Source organism: Oceanobacillus manasiensis (assembly GCF_000724085.1).
Lineage (GTDB): Bacteria > Bacillota > Bacilli > Bacillales > Amphibacillaceae > Oceanobacillus_B > Oceanobacillus_B manasiensis.
Genome location: NZ_CCDL010000005.1, coordinates 44,809 through 65,600, shown reverse-complemented (window position 1 = coordinate 65,600; position 20,792 = coordinate 44,809). Strand labels below are relative to the sequence as shown.

Genomic DNA, 20,792 nt, shown 5'->3' with positions numbered 1-20,792 from the left:
TATGCATAATTATAGTATTGAAAGAAGGAATAACGATGGATCAAAATAAAATACCACAAGCGACTGCTAAACGATTGCCATTATATTACCGCTTTCTTAATAACTTAAATCATCAAGGGAAAACGCGGGTTTCTTCCAAGGAATTAAGTGAAGCTGTAAAAGTAGACTCTGCAACCATTCGTAGAGATTTCTCTTACTTTGGCGCGTTAGGTAAGAAGGGCTACGGATATAATGTTGAATATTTGCTCGGTTTCTTCAGAAAAACGTTGGACCAAGATGAGGTAACAGATGTTGCTTTAATAGGTGTGGGGAATCTTGGTACCGCATTCTTGCATTATAATTTTATGAAAAACAACAATATTAAAATCCAAATGGCCTTTGATGCTGACGAAAACAAAGTTGGTTCTTCCATTGGTGGTGTTCCCATTTATCATATAAACGACATGGAAAAGAAATTGAATGGGATAAAGGTCGCTATCTTAACTATCCCAGCAAGTGAAGCAGATGGAATTACCGATCGACTCGTGGAGCATGGCATTAAGGGTATACTTAATTTCACACCAGCAAGAATATCGGTTCCCGAGCATATTCGTGTACATCACATTGATCTTGCCGTTGAACTTCAAGCACTAGTATATTTCTTAAAACATTACCCACTTGTGCCAGAGGTTATAGAATAGTAATGTTTCATGAAAAGTCTCTCCATTTGTGAGAGGCTTTTTGTATTGCTTCAAAAGGATTGGGTATCCTGCATCATGAAATATAATCAATCAATATAGGTTTGATAACTTGATTCAAAAATAGTCAAAAATACCTGTTTTATCTGAAATTTATTTAGGGAATAAGACATCTGTCTATACACTCAGTTTTAGGGTATGATTATGGATGGTTTGCTGTTGGAAAATAATACAAATTTCAGGAGGTAAGGAAAAATGAAAAAAATGATAGCTCTCATAACAGTACTTTTAATTGCTTTATTCCTTGGTGCGTGTTCTGAGTCAACAAGCAGTGAAGAACCAAATGACGAGAAAGAAACAGAAGAAACAGAGGCAGCTGAAGAGGAAGAGGAAGAGGTTGTACCTGAAGATAAAGAATTGTTTAATGTACTTGAAACAAACATCCAAACGATGATGGACCAAGACATGGATAGCCATATGGAAACCATTCACAGTGAGGCACCTGCGTATGCTTCAACAGAGGAATTATTGGATCAAATGGCTGCGTACACGTTGGACATGAAGCTATCAGATCTAGTTGTAGAGGAAAAATCAGAAGAGGAAGCCCGCGTAGCGTACACACAGACTTCCATGAAAGTAGATGGACCAGAGTATCAAAATAACGTTACAAAAGGTGTACATTTATTGAAGCCTGAGGATGGAGTATGGAAAATATATAGCTCAGAAATCGCAGAAACCATCCCACTTGATGAGAACGGTGAAGAAATTACTGAGGATGCAAGTGCAGTCACAGGAAACGCTACAATGGAAGGTGAGTATGCTGATTTAATTACAGAATTGGAAATGCCTTTTGATAGCGATTATTGGATCCTCGGTGGCTACAATGAATTCGAAGGAGAAGCCCTTGCCGAATTCATTGCTAATGGAGAGGATTTACATGATTTAACAGAGTTATTGAGTGTCCATGTTTATACTGACCTCGCTGCAGATGGGGGCCACAAAGCATATGCGGACATGATTGAAACAAATTTAAATGGTATGTTAGATGGTGAACTAGAATTCAATTATCTAGAAGAAACGGATCAGGAAGTCATTTATGAATTTTCCGTTACAGGGGACAGCACACAGGATGACCAGGAAGAAATAGCACGTGCTTTCGGTAAAGATGGCCATCTCTTTGTTGTTCGCTACACTACCATGGAAAAAACAATCGAAAATAAAGATGAATGGCTAGAAAAGATTAAAAACGTAAAATAAAGTGAAACTTCAATCAGTGGGGGTTTCTTTCATCCCCCACTGATTGTTAGTTGAACGAATCGGCATGTTAGTCCGTTTACTCCCACTAAACATCACTGTTTCACTTCATGTTTTGAAGTGGGAGTCTTACGGACGGTTGCTCCGGGATAAACGGCAATTAATAACAAAAGGAGTAGCATTTCAGATGAATGCTACTCCTTTTTCTTTTTAATCCGAAAATGTAAACCAATTAATCGAATACTTACACCAAATTCAAGAGTGGCAAACAGCGCCAAGATCATCGTCGTTATATTCCAAACCGTGTCTTGTGCGCTGAGAATGGCAATGTATGTGAAAAACACTCCCATTACAAAGTAAATGGCGGCCATTGTTTTTGGTGAAATTTTCATGCGTAAACCTCCAACGTGGTGATCGTTTCACCTATTAACCAAAGATAATCGCTTGCATGTCCTGTAAATTCTTTTGCATTCTCTCAATATCTTCTGGAGTCAGGTTATATTGCACAAGGACGACAATGGTATTCATAGCTGCATGAACAAAAATTGGCACCAATATCCGTTTTGTCTTTACATATAAGAAGGCGAAAACCAGACCCATGGAACCATAAACAATAATGTGCTGTGGTTCTCCATGAATGATACCGAAAATAAACGCAGAAATTAAAGCAGCTATAAAAAAGTTTGTCCTCTTGTAGAGTTCTCCGAAAATAATTTTACGGAAAATAATCTCCTCTAAAACAGGCGCAATAATAGCAGGAATAAGAATAAACAATGGAGTAGCTCGAGCTATATCCATAATCCCTTGTGTATTCTCTGAACCTGGTTGAATCCCAAAAATCCCCATTTCGAGCAAGGCTGCAATAAACTGGGCAGCATAGGCCATAAATACACCAATTATCGACCAAGCAACTGCAACTCCGACAGGGGAAGCTTCATGGCTCCTTGTCATTTTCATGTCTGGTCTTAAAAGCAGAATGACAACAATCATTCCTAAAATAAAACTAGTGATGGACCAGTAAATGCTAGCTTGCTCTATGCTGATTGGCAAAAGCCGATAAAGAAGTGGAGCCATTAAGAATACAGAGAACTGCATAATAAGGTAAGAAATAATGACCCACCAATAACGTTTAGGCAAAATACAACGACTCCTTTAATGAACAGTAGTGTTTTTCTATTATATGTGAGTACGCATCGTACTAGTAGAACAATTAGTTGCATTCTTTTTATATTCTATCATAAATTAGCATGAGGTTATAACAGAAGGGCTTTTCTAGGCTTAAACAAAAAATATAAAAATCATGAGTCCAATACTTGCATTTTTAATCCAATTTATTTATCATATTAATTGGAATTAGCACTCGGTTGTGTAGAGTGCTAACACTAAAAAACATATCTAGAATTAAGGAGGCTTTCTACATGATTAAACCACTAGGAGATCGTGTTGTCATCGAGCTTGTTGAACAGGAAGAAAAAACTGCAAGCGGTATCGTACTTCCAGATTCTGCAAAAGAAAAACCACAAGAAGGTAAGGTTGTGGCGGTAGGTTCTGGTCGCGTAACAGAACATGGAGAAAAAGTTGCACTTGAAGTAGCAGAAGGTGACCGTATTATTTTCTCAAAATTTGCCGGTACTGAAGTTAAATATGAAGGCACAGAATACTTAATTCTTCGTGAAAACGACATTCTAGCTGTTGTCAGCTAAGATGAACGTATAAGTACATCGAATAAAAACTCATACGAACTGAAAATAGATAAAATCAAGGAGGGCTTTATCAATGGCTAAAGAAATTAAATTTAGTGAAGACGCACGTCGCGCAATGCTTCGCGGTGTTGATACATTAGCAGATGCGGTAAAAGTTACTTTAGGACCAAAAGGACGTAACGTCGTTCTAGATAAAAAATTTGGTTCTCCACTAATCACAAATGATGGTGTAACTATCGCAAAAGAAATTGAATTAGAAGATCACTTCGAAAACATGGGTGCACAGCTTGTATCCGAAGTAGCATCTAAAACAAATGATGTTGCTGGTGACGGTACAACGACTGCAACTGTTCTTGCACAAGCAATGATTCGTGAAGGTCTTAAAAACGTAGCATCTGGTGCTAACCCAGTAGGCGTTCGTCGCGGTATTGAAAAAGCTGTAGAAGTAGCTGTTAACGAATTAAAAGCTATCTCTAACCCAATCGAAAGCAAAGAATCCATTGCACAGGTTGCTGCTATTTCTTCTGGAAACGAAGAAGTAGGAAACCTAATTGCAGAAGCTATGGAGCGCGTTGGTAACGATGGTGTTATCACAATTGAAGAATCTAAAGGCTTCAACACAGAGCTTGAAGTAGTAGAAGGTATGCAATTTGATCGCGGATATGCTTCTCCATACATGGTTACAGACCAAGATAAAATGGAAGCAGTTCTTGAAGATCCATATATCTTAATCACTGATAAGAAAATCGGCAACATTCAAGAAGTATTACCAGTACTTGAGCAAGTTGTTCAACAAGGTAAACCACTTCTATTGATTGCTGAAGATGTAGAAGGCGAAGCACTTGCTACATTAGTAGTGAACAAACTACGCGGAACTTTCAATGCTGTAGCTGTAAAAGCTCCAGGATTTGGTGACCGTCGTAAAGCAATGCTTGAAGACATCGCTACACTAACTGGTGCAGAAGTAATCACAGAAGATCTAGGTTTAGATCTTAAGAGTGCTACAATTGACCAATTAGGTCGAGCTTCTAAAGTTGTTGTAACAAAAGAAAACACAACAATGGTAGAAGGTTCAGGTAACCCTGAAGCAATCTCTTCCCGCGTAGCACAAATCCGTGCACAAGCTGAAGAGTCTACTTCTGAGTTCGATAAAGAAAAATTACAAGAACGTCTAGCTAAATTAGCTGGCGGTGTAGCAGTAATCAAAGTCGGTGCTGCAACAGAAACAGAATTGAAAGAGCGTAAACTACGAATTGAAGATGCATTAAACTCTACACGCGCAGCAGTTGAAGAAGGTATTGTTGCCGGTGGTGGTACTGCACTTGTAAATATCTACAACAAAGTAAGTGAGCTAAGCCTCGAAGGAGACGAAGCTACTGGAGCTAACATCGTACGTCGTGCTATGGAAGAGCCAGTTCGTCAAATCGCTCACAACGCTGGTCTAGAAGGTTCTATTATCGTAGAACGTCTAAAAGGCGAAAAAGTTGGCGTAGGTTACAATGCAGCAACTGGCGAATGGGTAAACATGGTAGATGAAGGTATTGTAGATCCTACTAAAGTAACTCGTTCTGCACTACAAAATGCAGCATCTGTAGCAGCAATGTTCCTAACTACCGAAGCTGTAGTCGCTGACAAACCAGCAGAAGATGGCGGCGCAGCAGGTGGCGGAATGCCTGACATGGGCGGCATGGGGGGGATGGGTGGAATGATGTAGGAGATTTCCTACACTCCCCCTCATCCACTTCGTGAAGAAGTGTAATGTATAAGAAGAGGACTACTTCCTAAGTAATAAGGGGAGTAGTCCTTTTTGTGCTTTTAAAATTTGCATTTCAAGAGTTTTTTGAAGACCGTAAATATAAGAATACAACTGATGTTAAATAACCGCTTCAGAGGTTAAGTAATTATCGAGGGCTAAGAAGCGGGAAAAAAGTTATTTCATTTATCAGTGCTATATGCAAAGTGTGGTAGAATAGTTTATATATTACATATAGAAAGGTGTGATGTCTTATGACATTTAAACTAAATACCATTAAAAAAGTAGGTTATGTTTTTAAAAAGTCAATAAAGAGGAGATGTCACATTGAAATTAAAGGAAAAATTTGAGGTTGTTTCACAAACAGAAAGATTGATAGTAAGACCATTAAAGAAAGCTGACTACGAAAATTGGCTAAATGAATATGAAAAACGTCTCCCATCGCAGCATCGCCACGATAAAGGGAAAATAGATATGACTGAATGTACTAAGGCTTGGTTTGATAGTATGGTAGATAAACACCAAGAGTTAGCTTTGGAAGACATTGCCCACATCTTTGGAGTGTTCAGAAAGGAAGACGGCATACATTTAGGTATGGTCGATTTTTCAACCTTAGCCAGAGATGAATTTCAATGGGGGAGGATAGGATACACTATCCATAATCAGTATTGGAGAAAAGGTTACGGAAAAGAAGCAGTACAAGAAGCACTTAATATTGCTTTTAATCATTTGAAATTTCACCGTATAGAAGCCCATATCAATTTAGATAATTCGGCTTCATTCAATTTAGCGGAGAGTGTCGGAATGATGTATGAATGTACAAGGAAAGGGTTTATTTTTGAGTTTGGAGAATGGACAGATAATCTAATTTATTATAAAAATGCAAATGAGTAAGATTTTTAACAGGGAAGGCGATTGTTCAAAGAACAGTCGCTTTTTTCATTAAGAATACTTATGCACAACAGGTTTATAAGTTTGTGATTGTGATTTATGTTATAGAACACTTGGTATGTATAGAGGTTGTTGTTTGACTTCCATTGGGTTTAAATAGTCCACAGATTCGTGAATTTGAACGTAATTAAACCAATGAACATAATTTAGGAACTGCTCCTATGCATGCTTTTCCTGCTAATAGCTATGGCTTATATAATATGACAGGAAATGTAGGATTTCGTTGCACTTTTGAGGCAGGTTAAACTTATAAGAAATTAAAGACCGCCCGGTTTACGGGCGGATAGTTATGTTTTATTTTGTTTTAAAGTATTTTCAACAGACTTACTCCAATTTAAATACCGCTTGTACTTCTTCACTATCTTTATAGCCAATTCGAATAGCCTTCGCTCTAATTGTAGTAGTACCCTTAGTCAGAGGAATTGGCCCCGTGTATAATTCCCAATGCACATTTTCTCCCTCATTAGTTGTATATGCGATAGATGCGCCTTGAGTTGCAGAATGAAGCATAATCTCAGTAGTCTCCTGAAACGAAGCTTTATTAAAAGGTTTCATTCCGGGAAGGTTTTCATTTATTGGTATAAAGATAGGTGCTGCTGACTCTGGCTGTAGTCCTCCTGGCCACATGGTCTCAACCATTTGAGCCTCAGGAATATCCCCCCAAGTATCATATTCCTTGCACCAAGCATCAAGTTCTAACCGAAGTCGCTCTATATCTTCGTGATACAAAGGATTTGCAGCTATATTATTAAGTTCATGTGGATCATTCTCACAATCGTACAACTCTTCAGGTGGGCGCTTATTCTGCATAAATAACTGCTGATCTTTATTTAATTGACCGGATAACTTTAACTTCCATAAATCTTGATAGGCTGGATGTTGGTGACTAAATGATGTCCATAAAAGATAGGGTTTTTCTGGGTAGTAGTTACGGATATATTTAAAGCGTTTATCTCGCACAGCGCGAACTTTATCATAAGCTTGATCGTGACGGTCCCGGGTGGCAAAAACATATTCTCTTTGTTTTGCTTCATCTCCAATAAATGGTTGGCCATGTAAGTGGTAAGGCCGGGTTGAATCTGCAAGTGATAGAACGGTTGGCCCTAAATCAATCATACTGACTAATTGTTGGCTAACGCCTCCTCTTTCTAAAACATTAGGCCAGCGAACTATTAGGGGAACGCGTATGCCTCCGTCATAAGGCCAACGTTTTGCTCGCGGTAGACCCTCACCATGATCACTCCACAGAAAAACAATAGTATTATCAGCGAGCCCATCTTCTTCTAATTCCCTAAGGATTTGGCCAACATATTCATCTACCTCGGCAAGATTATCATAATGTTTAGCAAGTGCTCGCCGTGTATTTTCGGTATCTGGCAGATGAGGTGGTACTTCCACATTATTCGGGTCCGTTGTAAGTGGTCTATCAGTTGTTTCTTCTTTATAAATGTAATTTCTAACCATGTCTCCCCACATTCCACTTTCATGCGTCAGCATTGGGTTAAACACAGAGAAAAACGGTTGACCGGGTTCACGGTTACGCCAATGTGCATGCATACCATTTTCGTCCCATGCAGTTAATGGCGGTTCGAATTGATAATCTGTTTTAAAATTATTTGTGCAGAAATATCCATCTGCACGAAGGTATTCGGTAAACGTCTTTACGTGTGCCTGCGGGACTGCGTAATAAGGTGTTGGCAACTCTGGTGTGTTTGGGTCTGTATGCTCTGTTCGCATATGGTGAGTGCCAATCGAGGTTTGATACATACCCGTAATAATAGCTGATCTGCTAGGAGCGCATACACCAGAAGTTGAAAAAGCGTTATTAAATATTGTTCCTTCCTCCGCTAATTTATCAATATTAGGAGTTCTTGCCAATGTATCCCCGTAACAACCAAATCTTGGACTTGTATCTTCTAATGAGATCCATAGAATATTTGGTTTTTTTGTTTTAGTGGACATATTTTTAGCACCTCATTTTCTGTTCTATAATTCTTTTAGAATAAATCTTCTCTGTCGATAATTACTTAGCTTTCATGGTTAAGAGTATATAATAATTATTTTAAAACAATCATAAAGCAAGATTTGGTAGTTAGTTCCTCTCCTTGGTATTATTCTAAAATAACTTACTTTACACGCTTTCATTATCACGTATATGTACAAGGAATACCTATATAGTAAAGTCAAAATGTAAAGGTCTTGCAATTAGAATTAAAAAGGGGCAGCCGGTAATTCCACATATTAAAATACTAAAATTATTAAATAAAAACCAAACTTATCGGTTAATTGCAATTATAATGAATTATCGGTAAGCGTTTTCTGATATGTAGATACATTTAAAAGGAGGAAATTTATAACTACCATTATAGCTATTATTGAAGTTAAAAGTTCAAATCATTAAAAAAATTTTGAAGGAGAAATTTACATGTTTAAAGTAGATCAAGTTTCTTGGAAAGAAAGACTTAGTTATGGGTCAGCAGCTTTTGCTTCAAATTTAATTTTTGTTATGGTATCAACGTACCTGCTTTATTTTTATACTGATGTTTTTGGTATTGGTGCAGGAGTTGTAGGGACTTTATTTTTACTTGTAAGATTTCTCGATGGATTTACAGATTTAATTGCGGGATACACAATTGACAAAACCAATACAAGATGGGGGAAATGTAGACCATATTTCCTATGGCTTTCTGTCCCATTTGCGTTTATAGGAGTTTTAGCTTTTTCAAGTCCAGACTTTGGTGATACAGAAAAGATAGTGTATGCGTATACTACATATATAGTATTAACACTTGTCTATACATTTATTAATCTACCAATTTCTGCTATGTTACCTAGTATGTCTAATAACCCTTTAGAACGGCACGAAGTAACCTCTATACGTATGATTTTTGGGCAAGCTGGTGGTTTTGTTGTTTCAGTTGCTACCTTACCTCTTGTGGCTTATTTAGGTAGTGGAAATGATGAAAGAGGATTTATGCTCACGATGACAGTATTTGGGGTAGTAGGAAGTATTTTATTTTTAATTGCCTTTAAAAATACTAGAGAACGAGAGTATTATAGTCATAGTAAAGACCCTGTTTCTTTTCGGGAAGGAATGAAGGCTTTTAGTATCCCATGGTTAATTATATTCATTTCTAAAATCTCTTTCTTCTTTATATATATCATCCGAAATCAAGCGACTGTATACTATGTAAAATATACTTTTTTCAGAGAGAACCTAGTTCCAATTGTTATGGGACTAAACTTTTTGACTATTGTCTCCTTACTTTTTATCCCGATAATTACAAAAAGATTGGGCGGTAAAAAGACAATGCAGTTAGGCATATTAGTTGCAATATTTGGTTCAGTGTTGATTTATATAAGCTCAACCGTGACGTCTATACCACTGTTATTAATAGGTGTAGGTGTGAGTGGATTAGGAATGGGCTTTGTACCAAGTCTACTATTCTCACTGGTTGCAGATACAATTGACTATGGGGAGTGGAAATCAGGAGTGCGTGCAAACGGTTTATTGTACTCTGGTTCTGCATTTGCAGGAAAGTTTGGAATGGGAATAGGAGGAGCTGCCGGAGCTTGGTTATTGGCATTTGGTAATTATGACCCCAATGCAGCTGTACAGTCCTCATCTGCTATGTTTGCCATTGAGTTTAGTTTTGTCTGGTTTCCAATCTTAGCGATGACATTAGTTTTTGTTTTATTACAATTCTATAAACTAGATAAAATTCATCCGCAAATTGTTAAAGAATTAATGGAAAGAAATAAGAAAGGCGTTCCTGAATAAATTTATACACAAAAATTATTAAAGGTTATATTTCATTAATGAGAGGAAGGAGAGAAAAGAATGAAAACGGTCGTTATATTACTTGACACACTTAACCGCCATAGGTTGAATGTGTATAATCAAAATTCTCAACTACACACACCTAACATCTCCAGGTTAGCTGAGAAATCAGTTATATTTGATAATCATTGGGCAGGTTCCCTCCCATGTATGCCGGCCCGTAGAGACCTAATGACTGGAAGGCTTGACTTTTTGGAGCGAGGCTGGGGTGGCATCGAGCCCTTTGACGTAACTCTGCCAGAAGAATTGAGAAAAAATAATATTTTCTCGCATATAGTAACGGATCACTACCACTATTTTTCTACTGGCGGAGAGAACTATTGTCAAGCCTTTGGATCTTGGGATCTTCATCGAGGGCAGGAAGGAGATCCTTGGGTATCAAGAATTAAATCGCCAGATCTCCCTGAAGAATATCTTGGGAGGGTTCAAGAACAGTATGAGAAAAATAGAAGTAAATTTAAGGAAGAAGCAGATTATCCTGGCCCACGTACAATGGAAGCAGCCTGTCAATGGTTAAAGGATAACGAAGGTGCAGATGACTATTTTCTTATGGTAGAAGCGTTTGATCCCCACGAACCTTTTGATTGTCCTACCCATTATTTAGACTTATATAATGATGAGTATGATGGACCCAGGTTTGAGTGGCCAAAGTATGGAAAGGTAACCGAACAACCAGAAGCAATGGCTCATCTACAAAAAAGATACGATGGTAATCTGACAATGATAGACCACTGGTTAGGAAAACTTTTAGATGAAATGGATAGACAAGAGTTATGGGAAGATACAATGGTTATATTTACAACAGACCATGGATTCTTACTTGGAGAACATAATTGGACAGGAAAAAACTTTATGCATGCCTATAATGAAGTTTCTCACTTACCATTAATGGTTCATGTGCCCGGTCTGGAAGATGGGAAGAAACGAATTTCTGCGATTACACAGAATATAGATTTAATGCCGACGATATTAGATTACTTTAATCTGCAAGTTCCCTCCAAAGTTCAGGGAAATAGCTTGCTAGATTTAATTAAGGAAGAAAAAGAGCAAATTCGCGATGAGGCCATATATGGTGTGTTCGGAATGACTGTAAATATTACAGATGGTAAATACACTTATTTAAGAGCTCCAGTTCGAGAGGATAATCACCCATGTAATGTATATACAGCTATACCTACCTCTTTCCGACATTTTCACGGTACTCAGTCACCAGAGAGAATTGAAGCTGGACGTTTTCTAAAGCATACTAATTACCCAGTTTTTAAAATTCCATTTAGCGAAGAGGGGCTACCTTTTACATTAGCAATGCATGACCAGGAATCCCTTTTGTATAATATAAACGATGATTATCTTCAAAAGTACCCTATTGAAGATAAAGAGTTAAACAGAGAATACTCTAATCGTTTAATTAACGCTATGAAACGGTTTAATGCTCCAGCAGAACAGTACGTTCGTTTAGGGTTAGTGAATAAAGATAAGAGTTAGATGAGATGCCTTCATGGTTGAATACTGTAAAACTAGGTGCCACAACAACATGGGAGCGTTGGAATGCATATACTTCGGATGGATTACGGCTTTGACGACGCCGGTATGAATTCGTTTAATCATTATGCGTATGGTTCAGTAGTTGAGTGGATGGTCGAATATATGGCAGGGATTCAGAAGGATGAACAGAATCCTGGCTTTAAGCACATTATATTACAGCCGACAATGGATACCGGCGCTAAATATAATGACCAGGAACGTATCAATACTGTCAAATCACAGTTTGATTCTTACTATGGAACAATAGAATCCAATTGGACCGCAACCGAAGGAAAGCTTAACACTTATGAAGCAGTTGTGCCGGCAAATACTACAGCAACACTTTATTTACCAGTAGAGGAAGGTGCAACGGTAGCAAAGAATATTCCGGGGATAGAGTATATCTAAACCGTTGACCGTTATGGTAATAAGGTAGCATAATTCGAATTGCAGTCTGGTGGTTTCAAATTCAGTGTGAATGATGATAAAGTAAGTGTTGAACTAATTAAAGGCTTTGTTGAGAATTAAAAAAATAAAGGGAAAAACAAAAAGCACTAAAAATTCCTAGGTATGTATAGGTATAGTCTGTTTCCGCAGGCTATACCTTTTTTCGTGCGTCCAGCATGGGTGCAGCCTTTAGGATGAAAGTTCCGAACTCCAAAGGTAATAAAAGGGTCAAACGTGGAACACAATGAAGTGCGGAGTATAACTTTTAAGAGTTTTGAAGGATTGTAACAGGGGCGGAAATCTGGACTATCTGTTATCAGGAAAAAATCTGCTCGATAGTAAGGAATATCACCTAAAGGCGAACCGTACTGGAAAATGTCAGGATGATAATCGCCTACTTAATGTTAGTCAAACCTATAGTTGCTTTAGAAACAAATAAAACGAAGAAATTTTACATTTGTTTTATTTTACTTATGTTGACTTATGTTGTTATTGGTAATAATATAGTTTTTAAGTTAGATACAAACGATAATAAATATAGGACTCTGAAAACTTGAGGAGGGTTTATAAATGATAAGAAAGGCTTTTGTAATGACAGTTCATCCTGACAAACATGATGAATACAAAAAAAGACATAATGAGATTTGGCCACAAATGGTAAAGGAAATGCATAAATTTGGAGCTAGTAATTATTCCATTTTCTTAGATAAGGACACGAATAAGTTGTTTGGCTACGTTGAAATTGAAGATGAGGAAAAATGGAGTGACTTTGCTAAAACGGATATTAATCAAAAATGGTGGAAATTTATGGCACCTGTGATGGAAACACATCCCGATAATAGCCCTGTATCAGTTGAATTAAAGGAAGTCTTTCATATGGAATAAGGAAGTCCAATATAATGAAAGAAGACATAAAAGGATAAGGAAAGGTATTTTGCAGTTTCTATGGCAAACCATATGGAATCGAGTTCAAACATCCCACTGCAACTTTTGATCTAAACATCAAGTATAATTATAAAAAAACTAATTTATTTAAAAATTCGGTAAACATATATTAAAATACCCTGATTTATGGTAACCTTATTTAAAATAAATAGTTCGTTAGTCTAGTTTTTGAGGGGAGGTAAGAATAATCAAAACCTTATTTATCTGTTCTTTTTTTATGCTTATGATTGTAAGCGGTTGCAGTATATTGTCGAATGGTGATGGTTATGAAGTAATCTATACAAATAAATCCACTAATCAATCGGCTACAAGGCAGGAAGAATCAGATCATACCATCGCGATTATTCCTAAGGTAGTAAACATCCCCTATTTTAATGCAGTAGAAGAAGGAGCGATGAAAGCAGGTAAGGACTTTGGAGTAGAGGTCATTTATACAGGTCCGACAGTTGCAGATTCTCAAGAACAAATCAAAATCATTGAAGAATTAATACATAACGAAGAACTATCAGTAGATGTGATCGCAGTTTCGGCAAATGATCCTGAATCGTTAATACCTGTTTTAAAAGAAGTACGAGATCAAGATATTCACGTAATAACGTGGGATGCGGATACACTCGCTGAAGGAAGAGAATTCTTTATTGACATGGTAGACCCTGAAACATTAGGCAGACATTTAATGGATACACTTGCCTGGAATGTGGATGAACAAGGAAAATACGCTATTATGACCGGAGCAAGGGATGCTGCAAACCTAAATGAATGGATAAAGTGGATTAAAATCCAGCAAGAAGAGTATTATCCTGATATGAAGTTAGTAGAAATCGCTGCAACAGGTGATGACCCCAATAAAGCATATTTAACTGCTAAACGATTAATAAAAGATCATACGGATTTACAAGGCATAATTGGTAATTCTTCAGTAGGGCCCCCTGCAGCTGCCCAAGCTGTTAAAGAAGCTGGGGAGGCTGGTAACATTGCAGTAGTGGGTTTATCACCACCAAATCCAATGAACGAACACTTAAAAAGCGGTGCAGCCCAAGTTATTACATTGTGGAGTCCGAAAAAGCTTGGCTATTTAACGGTTGCCCTTAGTGAAAACATCATAGAAGGTATATATCCTTACGATGGTCAGTATATACCGGGAGCAGGTAAAATACGTGTAGTCGGTGATTCTGTTATCATGGGCGAACCCATTGATTTCAATAAAGAAAATGTGGATCAATATGATTTCTAAAAAGTGGAATTTTAGGAACTATAGATTAATGACGAAGTTAATGATTGGTTATATAATCTTAACCGTTATTCCCATATCGCTATTGGGTTACATTTTATATTCTCAGTACACACACTCCATTGAAGAACAAGTTGGTGAATATATTCCTAAGCTCTTGGAGCAAGCAAATCAAAATATTGATAATCAATTAAACGAAATAAAACAACTGCCCGACTCTTTATATAATTCATCCCAGATTATCGAGGTGTTGAGGAAGGACTCCTATCAAAGTAAGTCCAATTTATTAAAGGATACATTCAACGTGAACAGTTATCTGTCAAGTTCCTTTTTAAACGGTGGGTATTCAGGGATATTAGGAGTCTTCATCCAATCCAAAAACAGATTGTTCAGCAGTACCAAGATACCCTACAGTGGATTAAGGTTAGAGCCATCTTCCCTCCCCTATGGACAAGATCTTGATTTAAAAGGACAGACACAAACCATTCTGCCTTATCAAACAAGTCTTGAATTTGAAGGAAACCCACCATACATTTTATTTATGAGACAGCTTAGAGATTATGAAAACCAGGAAAACTTAGGAACCATATTAATTGCAATCGATTTGTCCATCTTCGATAACACGTTAAATACTTTGAAGGAAGAAAACGATTCAACCATTTGGATTACCGACGAGGGCGGGCGAATTACCTACCATACAGATCCGGCATTGATTGGGGAAGTTGATCATAACCTTTCAAATTATCCTGATATAAATGGAAGCTTCCGAACAACGCACGACAATCAACTCATTAGTGTGGAATCTTCTCAACTCACCAATTGGAAACTTTTCCATAGCATAGCCTTAAGCAACTTAACAAAAGAGACAAATGCCGTACGAACGGGATCTGTTATCGCCTTCGCTATTATAGTGGTGTTAAGTGTTATTATTTCGATCATTCTTGCGTGGAACGTATCCAATCCATTGAAGAAGTTAACAAGGCTAATGAAGGAAGTGGAAAAGGGGAATTTCAATGTGGACCTGCCTGTAAATAAGATGGATGAAGTTGGCATGTTGGCCAAAAGCTTCACCTCGATGATTCAGGAAATCGACAAGCTTATCAAACAAAATTATCAAATTGAACTGCGTCAGAAAGATGCAGAGTTATACGCACTACAGTCACAGATCAATCCTCACTTTATGTATAACACCCTTGAAACAATTGGATATGCAGTGGACGATGAAGAAAAAGAAGTTGTGATAAGGATGGTTACGATCTTAGGCAGGATGCTGCGGTATTCATTAAATAATAAAGACAAATTGGTACCGATCGCTTCAGAAGTGAAAAATATGAAAGATTATTTAACCATCCAAAAATTTCGGTTTGAAGACCGGATTCATTTCACCATACAGGAAGACGTTGATATGTATCAATATTACTCTCCAAAATTTATCTTACAGCCTATAATTGAAAATGCGATCAAGTATGGGTTAGAAGAGTTGTTTGAGTGTCATATTGGGATTTATATTTATCAAGAAGCCGATCAGATTTGTATAAAAATAAAGGATAATGGGCCGGGTATAGACGAAAATACGTTAGTTAAACTGAAGAGCTCTTTAAACAATGATGCAATAGCTGGCAGGGATTCCAGTTTTGGGTTGATAAATGTTCATACAAGAATAGCCATGATTTTTGGAGAACAATATGGTTTAGAGATTCATAGTGAAGTAAACAAGGGGACCGAAGTTATCGTCAAATTACCAGTTGTAAGAGATCATGAAATTAGAAATCTGTCTGGGGGCGAGGAAAGTGCATAGGAGAATAAGAGTAATGGTCGTGGATGATGAACCTAGACTTCGAAGGGGCGTAGAAAAACTGATTTTATCTTGCGGAGAAGAATGGGAGGTTATTGGAAGCTATAACAGTGCTGTCGAATGCTTAGAGGCTTTCCGAAACCAAGAAATGTCCTTTGACTTACTCATCACCGATGTAAAGATGCCCGGAATGGATGGGTTAACACTAATCCGCACATTAAAAGAAACAACTAATTTTCATGCTATCGTTATAAGCGGTTACGATACCTTTACCTTTTTGCAGACGGCAATCCGGGAAGGTGCCAGTGATTATATGATTAAACCGATTGATCGTGACGAGTTTAGGATTCAATTGACGGAAATTAAAAAGGAAATTATTTCACATAGGCAAAAAGTTGCCATGATAAAGGATATGGAATCTAAAGTATTTGAGTTAACTCACGTCAAGCAGCAACAAAAGTTAAGCGAATTTATCTGGCAGCAAGATATCGATCTTTCTCTTCTAGAATGGACAAGAGATTTTCCAAATGGAAATTATCGATTACTGTATTTTAGCATTGATAATATCTCCCAAAAAATGGAGACCTTTTATAAAGAGGACTGGGCCTTATGGAAGTTTGCCTTAAACAATATTTCAAAAGAGATGGAAGGTCAGTTACCGCTAACGTCATGGCAGTGGTCTGGAGAGGATTTGTCCTTTTGGGTATTACTTCATACGGAAGAGGAAAGAGGTGATCTTCCATTTGACGCAGTCGAGTTTGCAAACGAATTAAAAGCAAACATTAAACGATTTACGCCATTTACCTGCTCCGTTGCAATTAGCAGGGAGGTGAAAGATCTTACGATTCTATCCAATCTAAAAGATGAATTATTTACATATATTCAATTTAGACTAATTTATGGAGGTAATCAGATTTTTTCCAGTGAACTAGTGGAAAAATGGAATGGCAATCAAAAGGATATGGTCAGCGAAAAGGTTCTTTATCAAATGAAAAAAATTATTTTTTCCTTGGATAATGAGAGCAAAGAACATACGAAATCTCAACTAACAATTTTCTTAAACATGATGGAGTCGTTAGAATCTCCTAGCGAAATAAAAGAAAGTTTACAACTATTAGGGATAAAGGTTATTCATTATATGATGAACCATACGCAGATAAAAGAAGGGATGTCCCTTATGGATGAGTTGTCCTCTTTTACAACTAGGACGGCTAATTTATTTGAATTAAGGATTAAAGTGTTCGAATGGATGAAAAAAGTGCTCAACGTTCTCGAACGAAAGAAAGAGGAACATACCCACAACCCCGTATATGCGGCAAAACAATGGATCAGCCAAAATCTTGCCCAAAATATTACGATTAAAAAGATTGCGGATTATGTTTATATGAACCCTACCTACTTTTGCGAATTGTTTAAAAATGAAACAGACGAAACAGTTCTCGATTATGTGACACGGCTTCGATTGGAAACAGCAAGGGAGCTTTTGACGCGTAAAGACTTGAAAGTTTACGATGTTGCCAAAATGGTTGGATATGCAGATGCAAAATATTTTAGTAAGCTATTTAAGAAACACTATGGAGAAACCCCTTCAACTTATAAAGAAAAGATCATACTTGAGCGAAGTTAACTTGAGGTGGTCAAAAGTACTTTAGCTACATGAAAACCACTCGAACCATTATGTAAATCCTTGAATAAAGGATTGCTTAGTTCGGGTTATCTTTTATTTAAGCGTAGGCAGAAAACGGAGACTCCGACGGGAACAGCACGAGTCGAAGACCCCGCAAGATAGGGAAGGAACAAAGGCTAAGAGCGCCACGTCCTGTGGCAATGCCTTTGTGACCAACATCCTGTTGGCCCGAGGTCGTGCCCGTGGAAAGCGGAGTGTTCTGCCGAAGTGGTGCTAGAAAATCGTGGGCTCTTTTTAACTAAAGACGTTATAAATCATACCCAGCGCCCCTTACTTCATAAGGGGGCTTTTTTTGTGCAATTTTAAAAATAACAGAAAGAAGACACCCCAAACCGAAAAATGACTCCTACACGGTCTGGGTAAAATATACTAATATTTATGTAAGCGCAACCAATAGCGGATTTTAATAATCTTTATATATACGTCAGGAGGGGTGACGCATGTCTGAATATGTTCTGGAACTTGAAGGGATTACAAAAGAGTTTCCTGGTGTAAAGGCACTTGACAATGTTCATTTTAAACTGAAATCGGGAGAGATCCACGCATTAATGGGGGAAAACGGTGCCGGCAAATCAACATTTATTAAGGTGATAACTGGAGTACATTCCGCAACAAGCGGCGAGATATATTTGAACGGTGAGCAAGTAGTATTTCATAATCCCAAGGATGCTCACAAGATGGGGATTGCTGCTATTTACCAGCATGTGACAAACTATCCAGATCTAAATATCACCGAAAATATTTTCCTTGGCCATGAAAAAATTAATAAATGGACTCGCAGGATTAAATGGAAAGAGATGCATGCCGAAGCAAAAGCGCTCTTGGAAAGCCTTGGTTCGGATTTAGATCCGAAAACAGAGATGGGTTCTCTAAGTGTAGCAAAACAACAAATTGTTGAGATCGCAAAGGCATTATCATCCAATGCGAAAATTATTATCATGGATGAACCAACAGCGGCATTAACACACAGAGAAAGTGAAGAGCTGTATAAGATAACGGAGGCTCTACGTGATGAAGGAGTGGCCATTATTTTCATCTCTCACCGATTTGAAGATATGTACCGACTTGCGGATTGTGTGACTGTTTTGCGAGATTCCCAATATATCGGGACATGGGACGTTGATCAGATTTCCAATGAAGATTTAATTGTGGCAATGGTTGGCAGGGAAATCAAGCAGCTCTTCCCGGAAAAGAGCAATGAGCTTAAAGAAGAAGTGCTTCGATTGGAAGGCTTAGGCCAAATGGGGAGATTCAAAGATATATCCCTCTCGCTTCGAAAAGGTGAAATACTAGGTATTACCGGTCTTGTGGGGGCCGGAAGAAGTGAACTATGCCAGGCGCTTTTTGGTATTGAACCGTACGATGAAGGAAAGGTTTACTTTGAAGGGAAAAAACGTGAAATCAAGACGCCTGCAGATGCTATCCATTTAGGAATCGGTTATTTGCCGGAAGATCGTCAAGAGCAAAGTCTAATTTTGCAGTGGGAAATCTCACAAAATATCTCTTTGTCAGCACTAGACAAGATTTCTAAAAATGGCTGGTTGCATTTACAGAAGGAAAGACAATTAGCCAAGGAATTAGCCGAAAAAGTAGATGTGAAAACAAAGAGTATTTTTAACCCAGCCAGTTCTTTATCGGGCGGGAACCAACAGAAGGTTTCCGTCGCCAAGCTCCTTACAACTGATTTGAAAGTACTAATATTTGATGAGCCAACAAAAGGGGTCGACATCGGAGCGAAATCAGCTATTTATCAAATTATCGTTGATTTAGCGGCATCTGGTTACGGTATCATTATGATTTCCTCGGAAATGCCGGAGGTTATAGGCTTGAGTGACCGGATTGCTGTCATGTGTGAAGGCAGAATAACGAAATTCTTTGACAAAGGCCAGGCGACCCAGGAAGCAATATTGGAGGCGGCTATGTCAAAGAAAGTAACGAAATCGAAAGTAGGTTAAACGGAAAGAGGTGAAGAACGTGACAGAAAAGAACTTGCTCAAACATATTAATCTGGCGAACATTTCAAAGTTCCGGGAATTTGGTTTATTGGGATTCATTGTGTTACTAGCCATCGTATTCCAAATACTAAATCCAGCTTTCTTAACATTTGGCAATCTTGCCGACTTAACCAAGAATACAGCTATTTTAAGTATCCTCGCACTAGGAATGATGCTTGTCCTGATTACGAGGGGGATTGATTTGTCTATCGGTGCCACGCTCGCACTTTCAGGAATGATCGCAGCCTTAACGGTGCGTGAATTTCCAGGTCTATCTCCACTGCTGGCTATTCTGATCGGTATTGTGGTGGGGGTTATATGCGGTGTTGTCCTAGGGTTTTTAGTCTCCAAGGTTGGCATTTTACCAATTATTGCTTCCTTGGGATTAATGAATGCTTATCGGGGCTTGACCTATTGGATAAGTGGAAGAGAATGGGTTAGCGCGTACCAAATGCCTGCTTCTTTTAAAGATATTGCAACAAGTTCGATCCTTGGAATCAATACCCTCGTATTTATTGCCATTATGATCTTCCTATTTTTCTATTACTTTGTTAATAACACGATTACAGGGAGACAAATCTATGCTTTAGGAAGTAATCCAGATTCAGCAAAAATCAGTGGTATTAACAGCCATAAGGTTTATATGCTTGTTTACACGATGATGGGAGGATTATCAGGTTTAGCAGGTGTCTTGTGGGTGTCAAAATTCGCCTCTGCACAAGGAAATACAGCCAGTGGTTATGAACTTACTGTTATCGCTGCATGTATTCTTGGCGGGGTCAGCATTAATGGCGGAATTGGCAAAGTGACCGGAGTTTTACTTGGAGCGGTTCTGTTAGGAGTACTGGATAATGGACTGCCACTTATCGATGTATCACCTTTTTGGCAAATGGGGATTGAAGGTGCGATTATTCTCATAGCGGTACTATTCAATACCATCGTCAAGCAAACGGTTGAAAAGAGCCATCGATTAAGGAGGGTGATTTAACC

General features: G+C 38.0%; 18 protein-coding genes and 1 pseudogene. 16 read left to right on the top strand and 3 right to left on the bottom strand.

Translation table 11 applies throughout. The annotated features are described in order from the left end of the window. Positions 1-29: 29 nt before the first annotated feature. Both BN985_RS18280 and BN985_RS18275 read left to right on the top strand, forming a co-directional pair. A complete protein-coding gene (locus tag BN985_RS18280; protein ID WP_095151128.1) occupies positions 30-680 on the top strand; it encodes a redox-sensing transcriptional repressor Rex in 651 nt (216 codons plus the stop codon). A 252-nt stretch (positions 681-932) separates the two neighbouring features. Beyond that, on the top strand, positions 933-1,934 hold the full coding sequence (locus BN985_RS18275; RefSeq protein ID WP_042225413.1) for a hypothetical protein: 1,002 nt from the start codon (positions 933-935) through the stop codon (positions 1,932-1,934). A 191-nt stretch (positions 1,935-2,125) separates the two neighbouring features. Here BN985_RS18275 and BN985_RS18270 read toward each other — a convergent pair whose 3' ends face one another. Continuing rightward, on the bottom strand, positions 2,126-2,323 hold the full coding sequence (locus BN985_RS18270; RefSeq protein WP_042225412.1) for a YdiK family protein: 198 nt from the start codon (positions 2,321-2,323) through the stop codon (positions 2,126-2,128). Positions 2,324-2,357: 34 nt separating this feature from the next. Continuing rightward, positions 2,358-3,068, bottom strand: coding sequence for a CPBP family intramembrane glutamic endopeptidase (locus BN985_RS18265; protein ID WP_042225411.1), 711 nt, complete (start codon positions 3,066-3,068; stop codon positions 2,358-2,360). A gap of 281 nt (positions 3,069-3,349) precedes the next feature. Between BN985_RS18265 and groES the strand changes: the two genes are divergently transcribed. The 4 genes and pseudogenes from groES to BN985_RS19635 form a co-directional block, all read left to right on the top strand. Then, positions 3,350-3,634, top strand: a complete 285-nt coding sequence (gene groES, locus BN985_RS18260; RefSeq protein ID WP_042225409.1) for a co-chaperone GroES — start codon at positions 3,350-3,352, stop codon at positions 3,632-3,634. Between the two features lie 73 nt (positions 3,635-3,707). After that, positions 3,708-5,348, top strand: coding sequence for a chaperonin GroEL (gene groL, locus BN985_RS18255; RefSeq protein WP_042225407.1), 1,641 nt, complete (start codon positions 3,708-3,710; stop codon positions 5,346-5,348). Between the two features lie 366 nt (positions 5,349-5,714). After that, on the top strand, positions 5,715-6,281 hold the full coding sequence (locus tag BN985_RS18250; protein ID WP_042225406.1) for a GNAT family N-acetyltransferase: 567 nt from the start codon (positions 5,715-5,717) through the stop codon (positions 6,279-6,281). A gap of 203 nt (positions 6,282-6,484) precedes the next feature. Then, positions 6,485-6,583: pseudogene (locus tag BN985_RS19635) on the top strand (SUMF1/EgtB/PvdO family nonheme iron enzyme); the annotation flags it as partial. Positions 6,584-6,662: 79 nt separating this feature from the next. On the opposite strand, the gene BN985_RS18245 reads toward BN985_RS19635, so the two are convergent. After that, entirely contained in the window at positions 6,663-8,300 is a 1,638-nt protein-coding gene (locus BN985_RS18245; protein ID WP_052360755.1) for a sulfatase-like hydrolase/transferase, read from the bottom strand. A gap of 463 nt (positions 8,301-8,763) precedes the next feature. Between BN985_RS18245 and BN985_RS18240 the strand changes: the two genes are divergently transcribed. The 10 genes from BN985_RS18240 (at position 8,764) to BN985_RS18200 (ending at position 20,790) form a co-directional block, all read left to right on the top strand. Next, positions 8,764-10,119 carry an MFS transporter gene (locus tag BN985_RS18240; RefSeq protein WP_042225405.1) on the top strand — a complete coding sequence of 452 codons (1,356 nt, stop codon included), beginning with the start codon at positions 8,764-8,766 and terminating at the stop codon, positions 10,117-10,119. Between the two features lie 60 nt (positions 10,120-10,179). Further along, complete coding sequence (locus BN985_RS18235; protein WP_042225404.1) at positions 10,180-11,664, top strand: sulfatase; 1,485 nt, start codon at positions 10,180-10,182, stop codon at positions 11,662-11,664. Positions 11,665-11,669: 5 nt separating this feature from the next. Beyond that, positions 11,670-11,759 (top strand): alpha-L-rhamnosidase-related protein, encoded by a 90-nt coding sequence (locus tag BN985_RS19630; protein WP_176463605.1) that lies wholly within the window; start codon positions 11,670-11,672, stop codon positions 11,757-11,759. After that, positions 11,728-12,111: an alpha-L-rhamnosidase C-terminal domain-containing protein gene (locus BN985_RS18230; protein ID WP_042225402.1), complete on the top strand. Its 384-nt coding sequence runs from the start codon at positions 11,728-11,730 to the stop codon at positions 12,109-12,111. The genes BN985_RS19630 and BN985_RS18230 overlap by 32 nt, the downstream gene beginning before the upstream one ends. A 609-nt stretch (positions 12,112-12,720) precedes the next feature. Then, positions 12,721-13,035, top strand: coding sequence for an L-rhamnose mutarotase (rhaM, locus tag BN985_RS18225; RefSeq protein WP_042225401.1), 315 nt, complete (start codon positions 12,721-12,723; stop codon positions 13,033-13,035). Positions 13,036-13,342: 307 nt separating this feature from the next. Then, positions 13,343-14,329 carry an autoinducer 2 ABC transporter substrate-binding protein gene (locus BN985_RS18220; RefSeq protein ID WP_232225621.1) on the top strand — a complete coding sequence of 329 codons (987 nt, stop codon included), beginning with the start codon at positions 13,343-13,345 and terminating at the stop codon, positions 14,327-14,329. Positions 14,330-14,357: 28 nt separating this feature from the next. Next, on the top strand, positions 14,358-16,124 hold the full coding sequence (locus BN985_RS18215) for a cache domain-containing sensor histidine kinase (protein WP_176463606.1): 1,767 nt from the start codon (positions 14,358-14,360) through the stop codon (positions 16,122-16,124). Then, the gene (locus tag BN985_RS18210) at positions 16,117-17,748 is read left to right on the top strand and encodes a response regulator transcription factor (RefSeq protein WP_198030038.1); all 1,632 of its coding nucleotides are present in this window, start codon (positions 16,117-16,119) and stop codon (positions 17,746-17,748) included. The genes BN985_RS18215 and BN985_RS18210 overlap by 8 nt, the downstream gene beginning before the upstream one ends. Positions 17,749-18,248: 500 nt before the next feature. After that, positions 18,249-19,763, top strand: a complete 1,515-nt coding sequence (locus tag BN985_RS18205; protein ID WP_042225394.1) for a sugar ABC transporter ATP-binding protein — start codon at positions 18,249-18,251, stop codon at positions 19,761-19,763. A 19-nt stretch (positions 19,764-19,782) separates the two neighbouring features. Continuing rightward, positions 19,783-20,790, top strand: coding sequence for an ABC transporter permease (locus tag BN985_RS18200; RefSeq protein ID WP_042225393.1), 1,008 nt, complete (start codon positions 19,783-19,785; stop codon positions 20,788-20,790). Positions 20,791-20,792 lie beyond the last annotated feature (2 nt).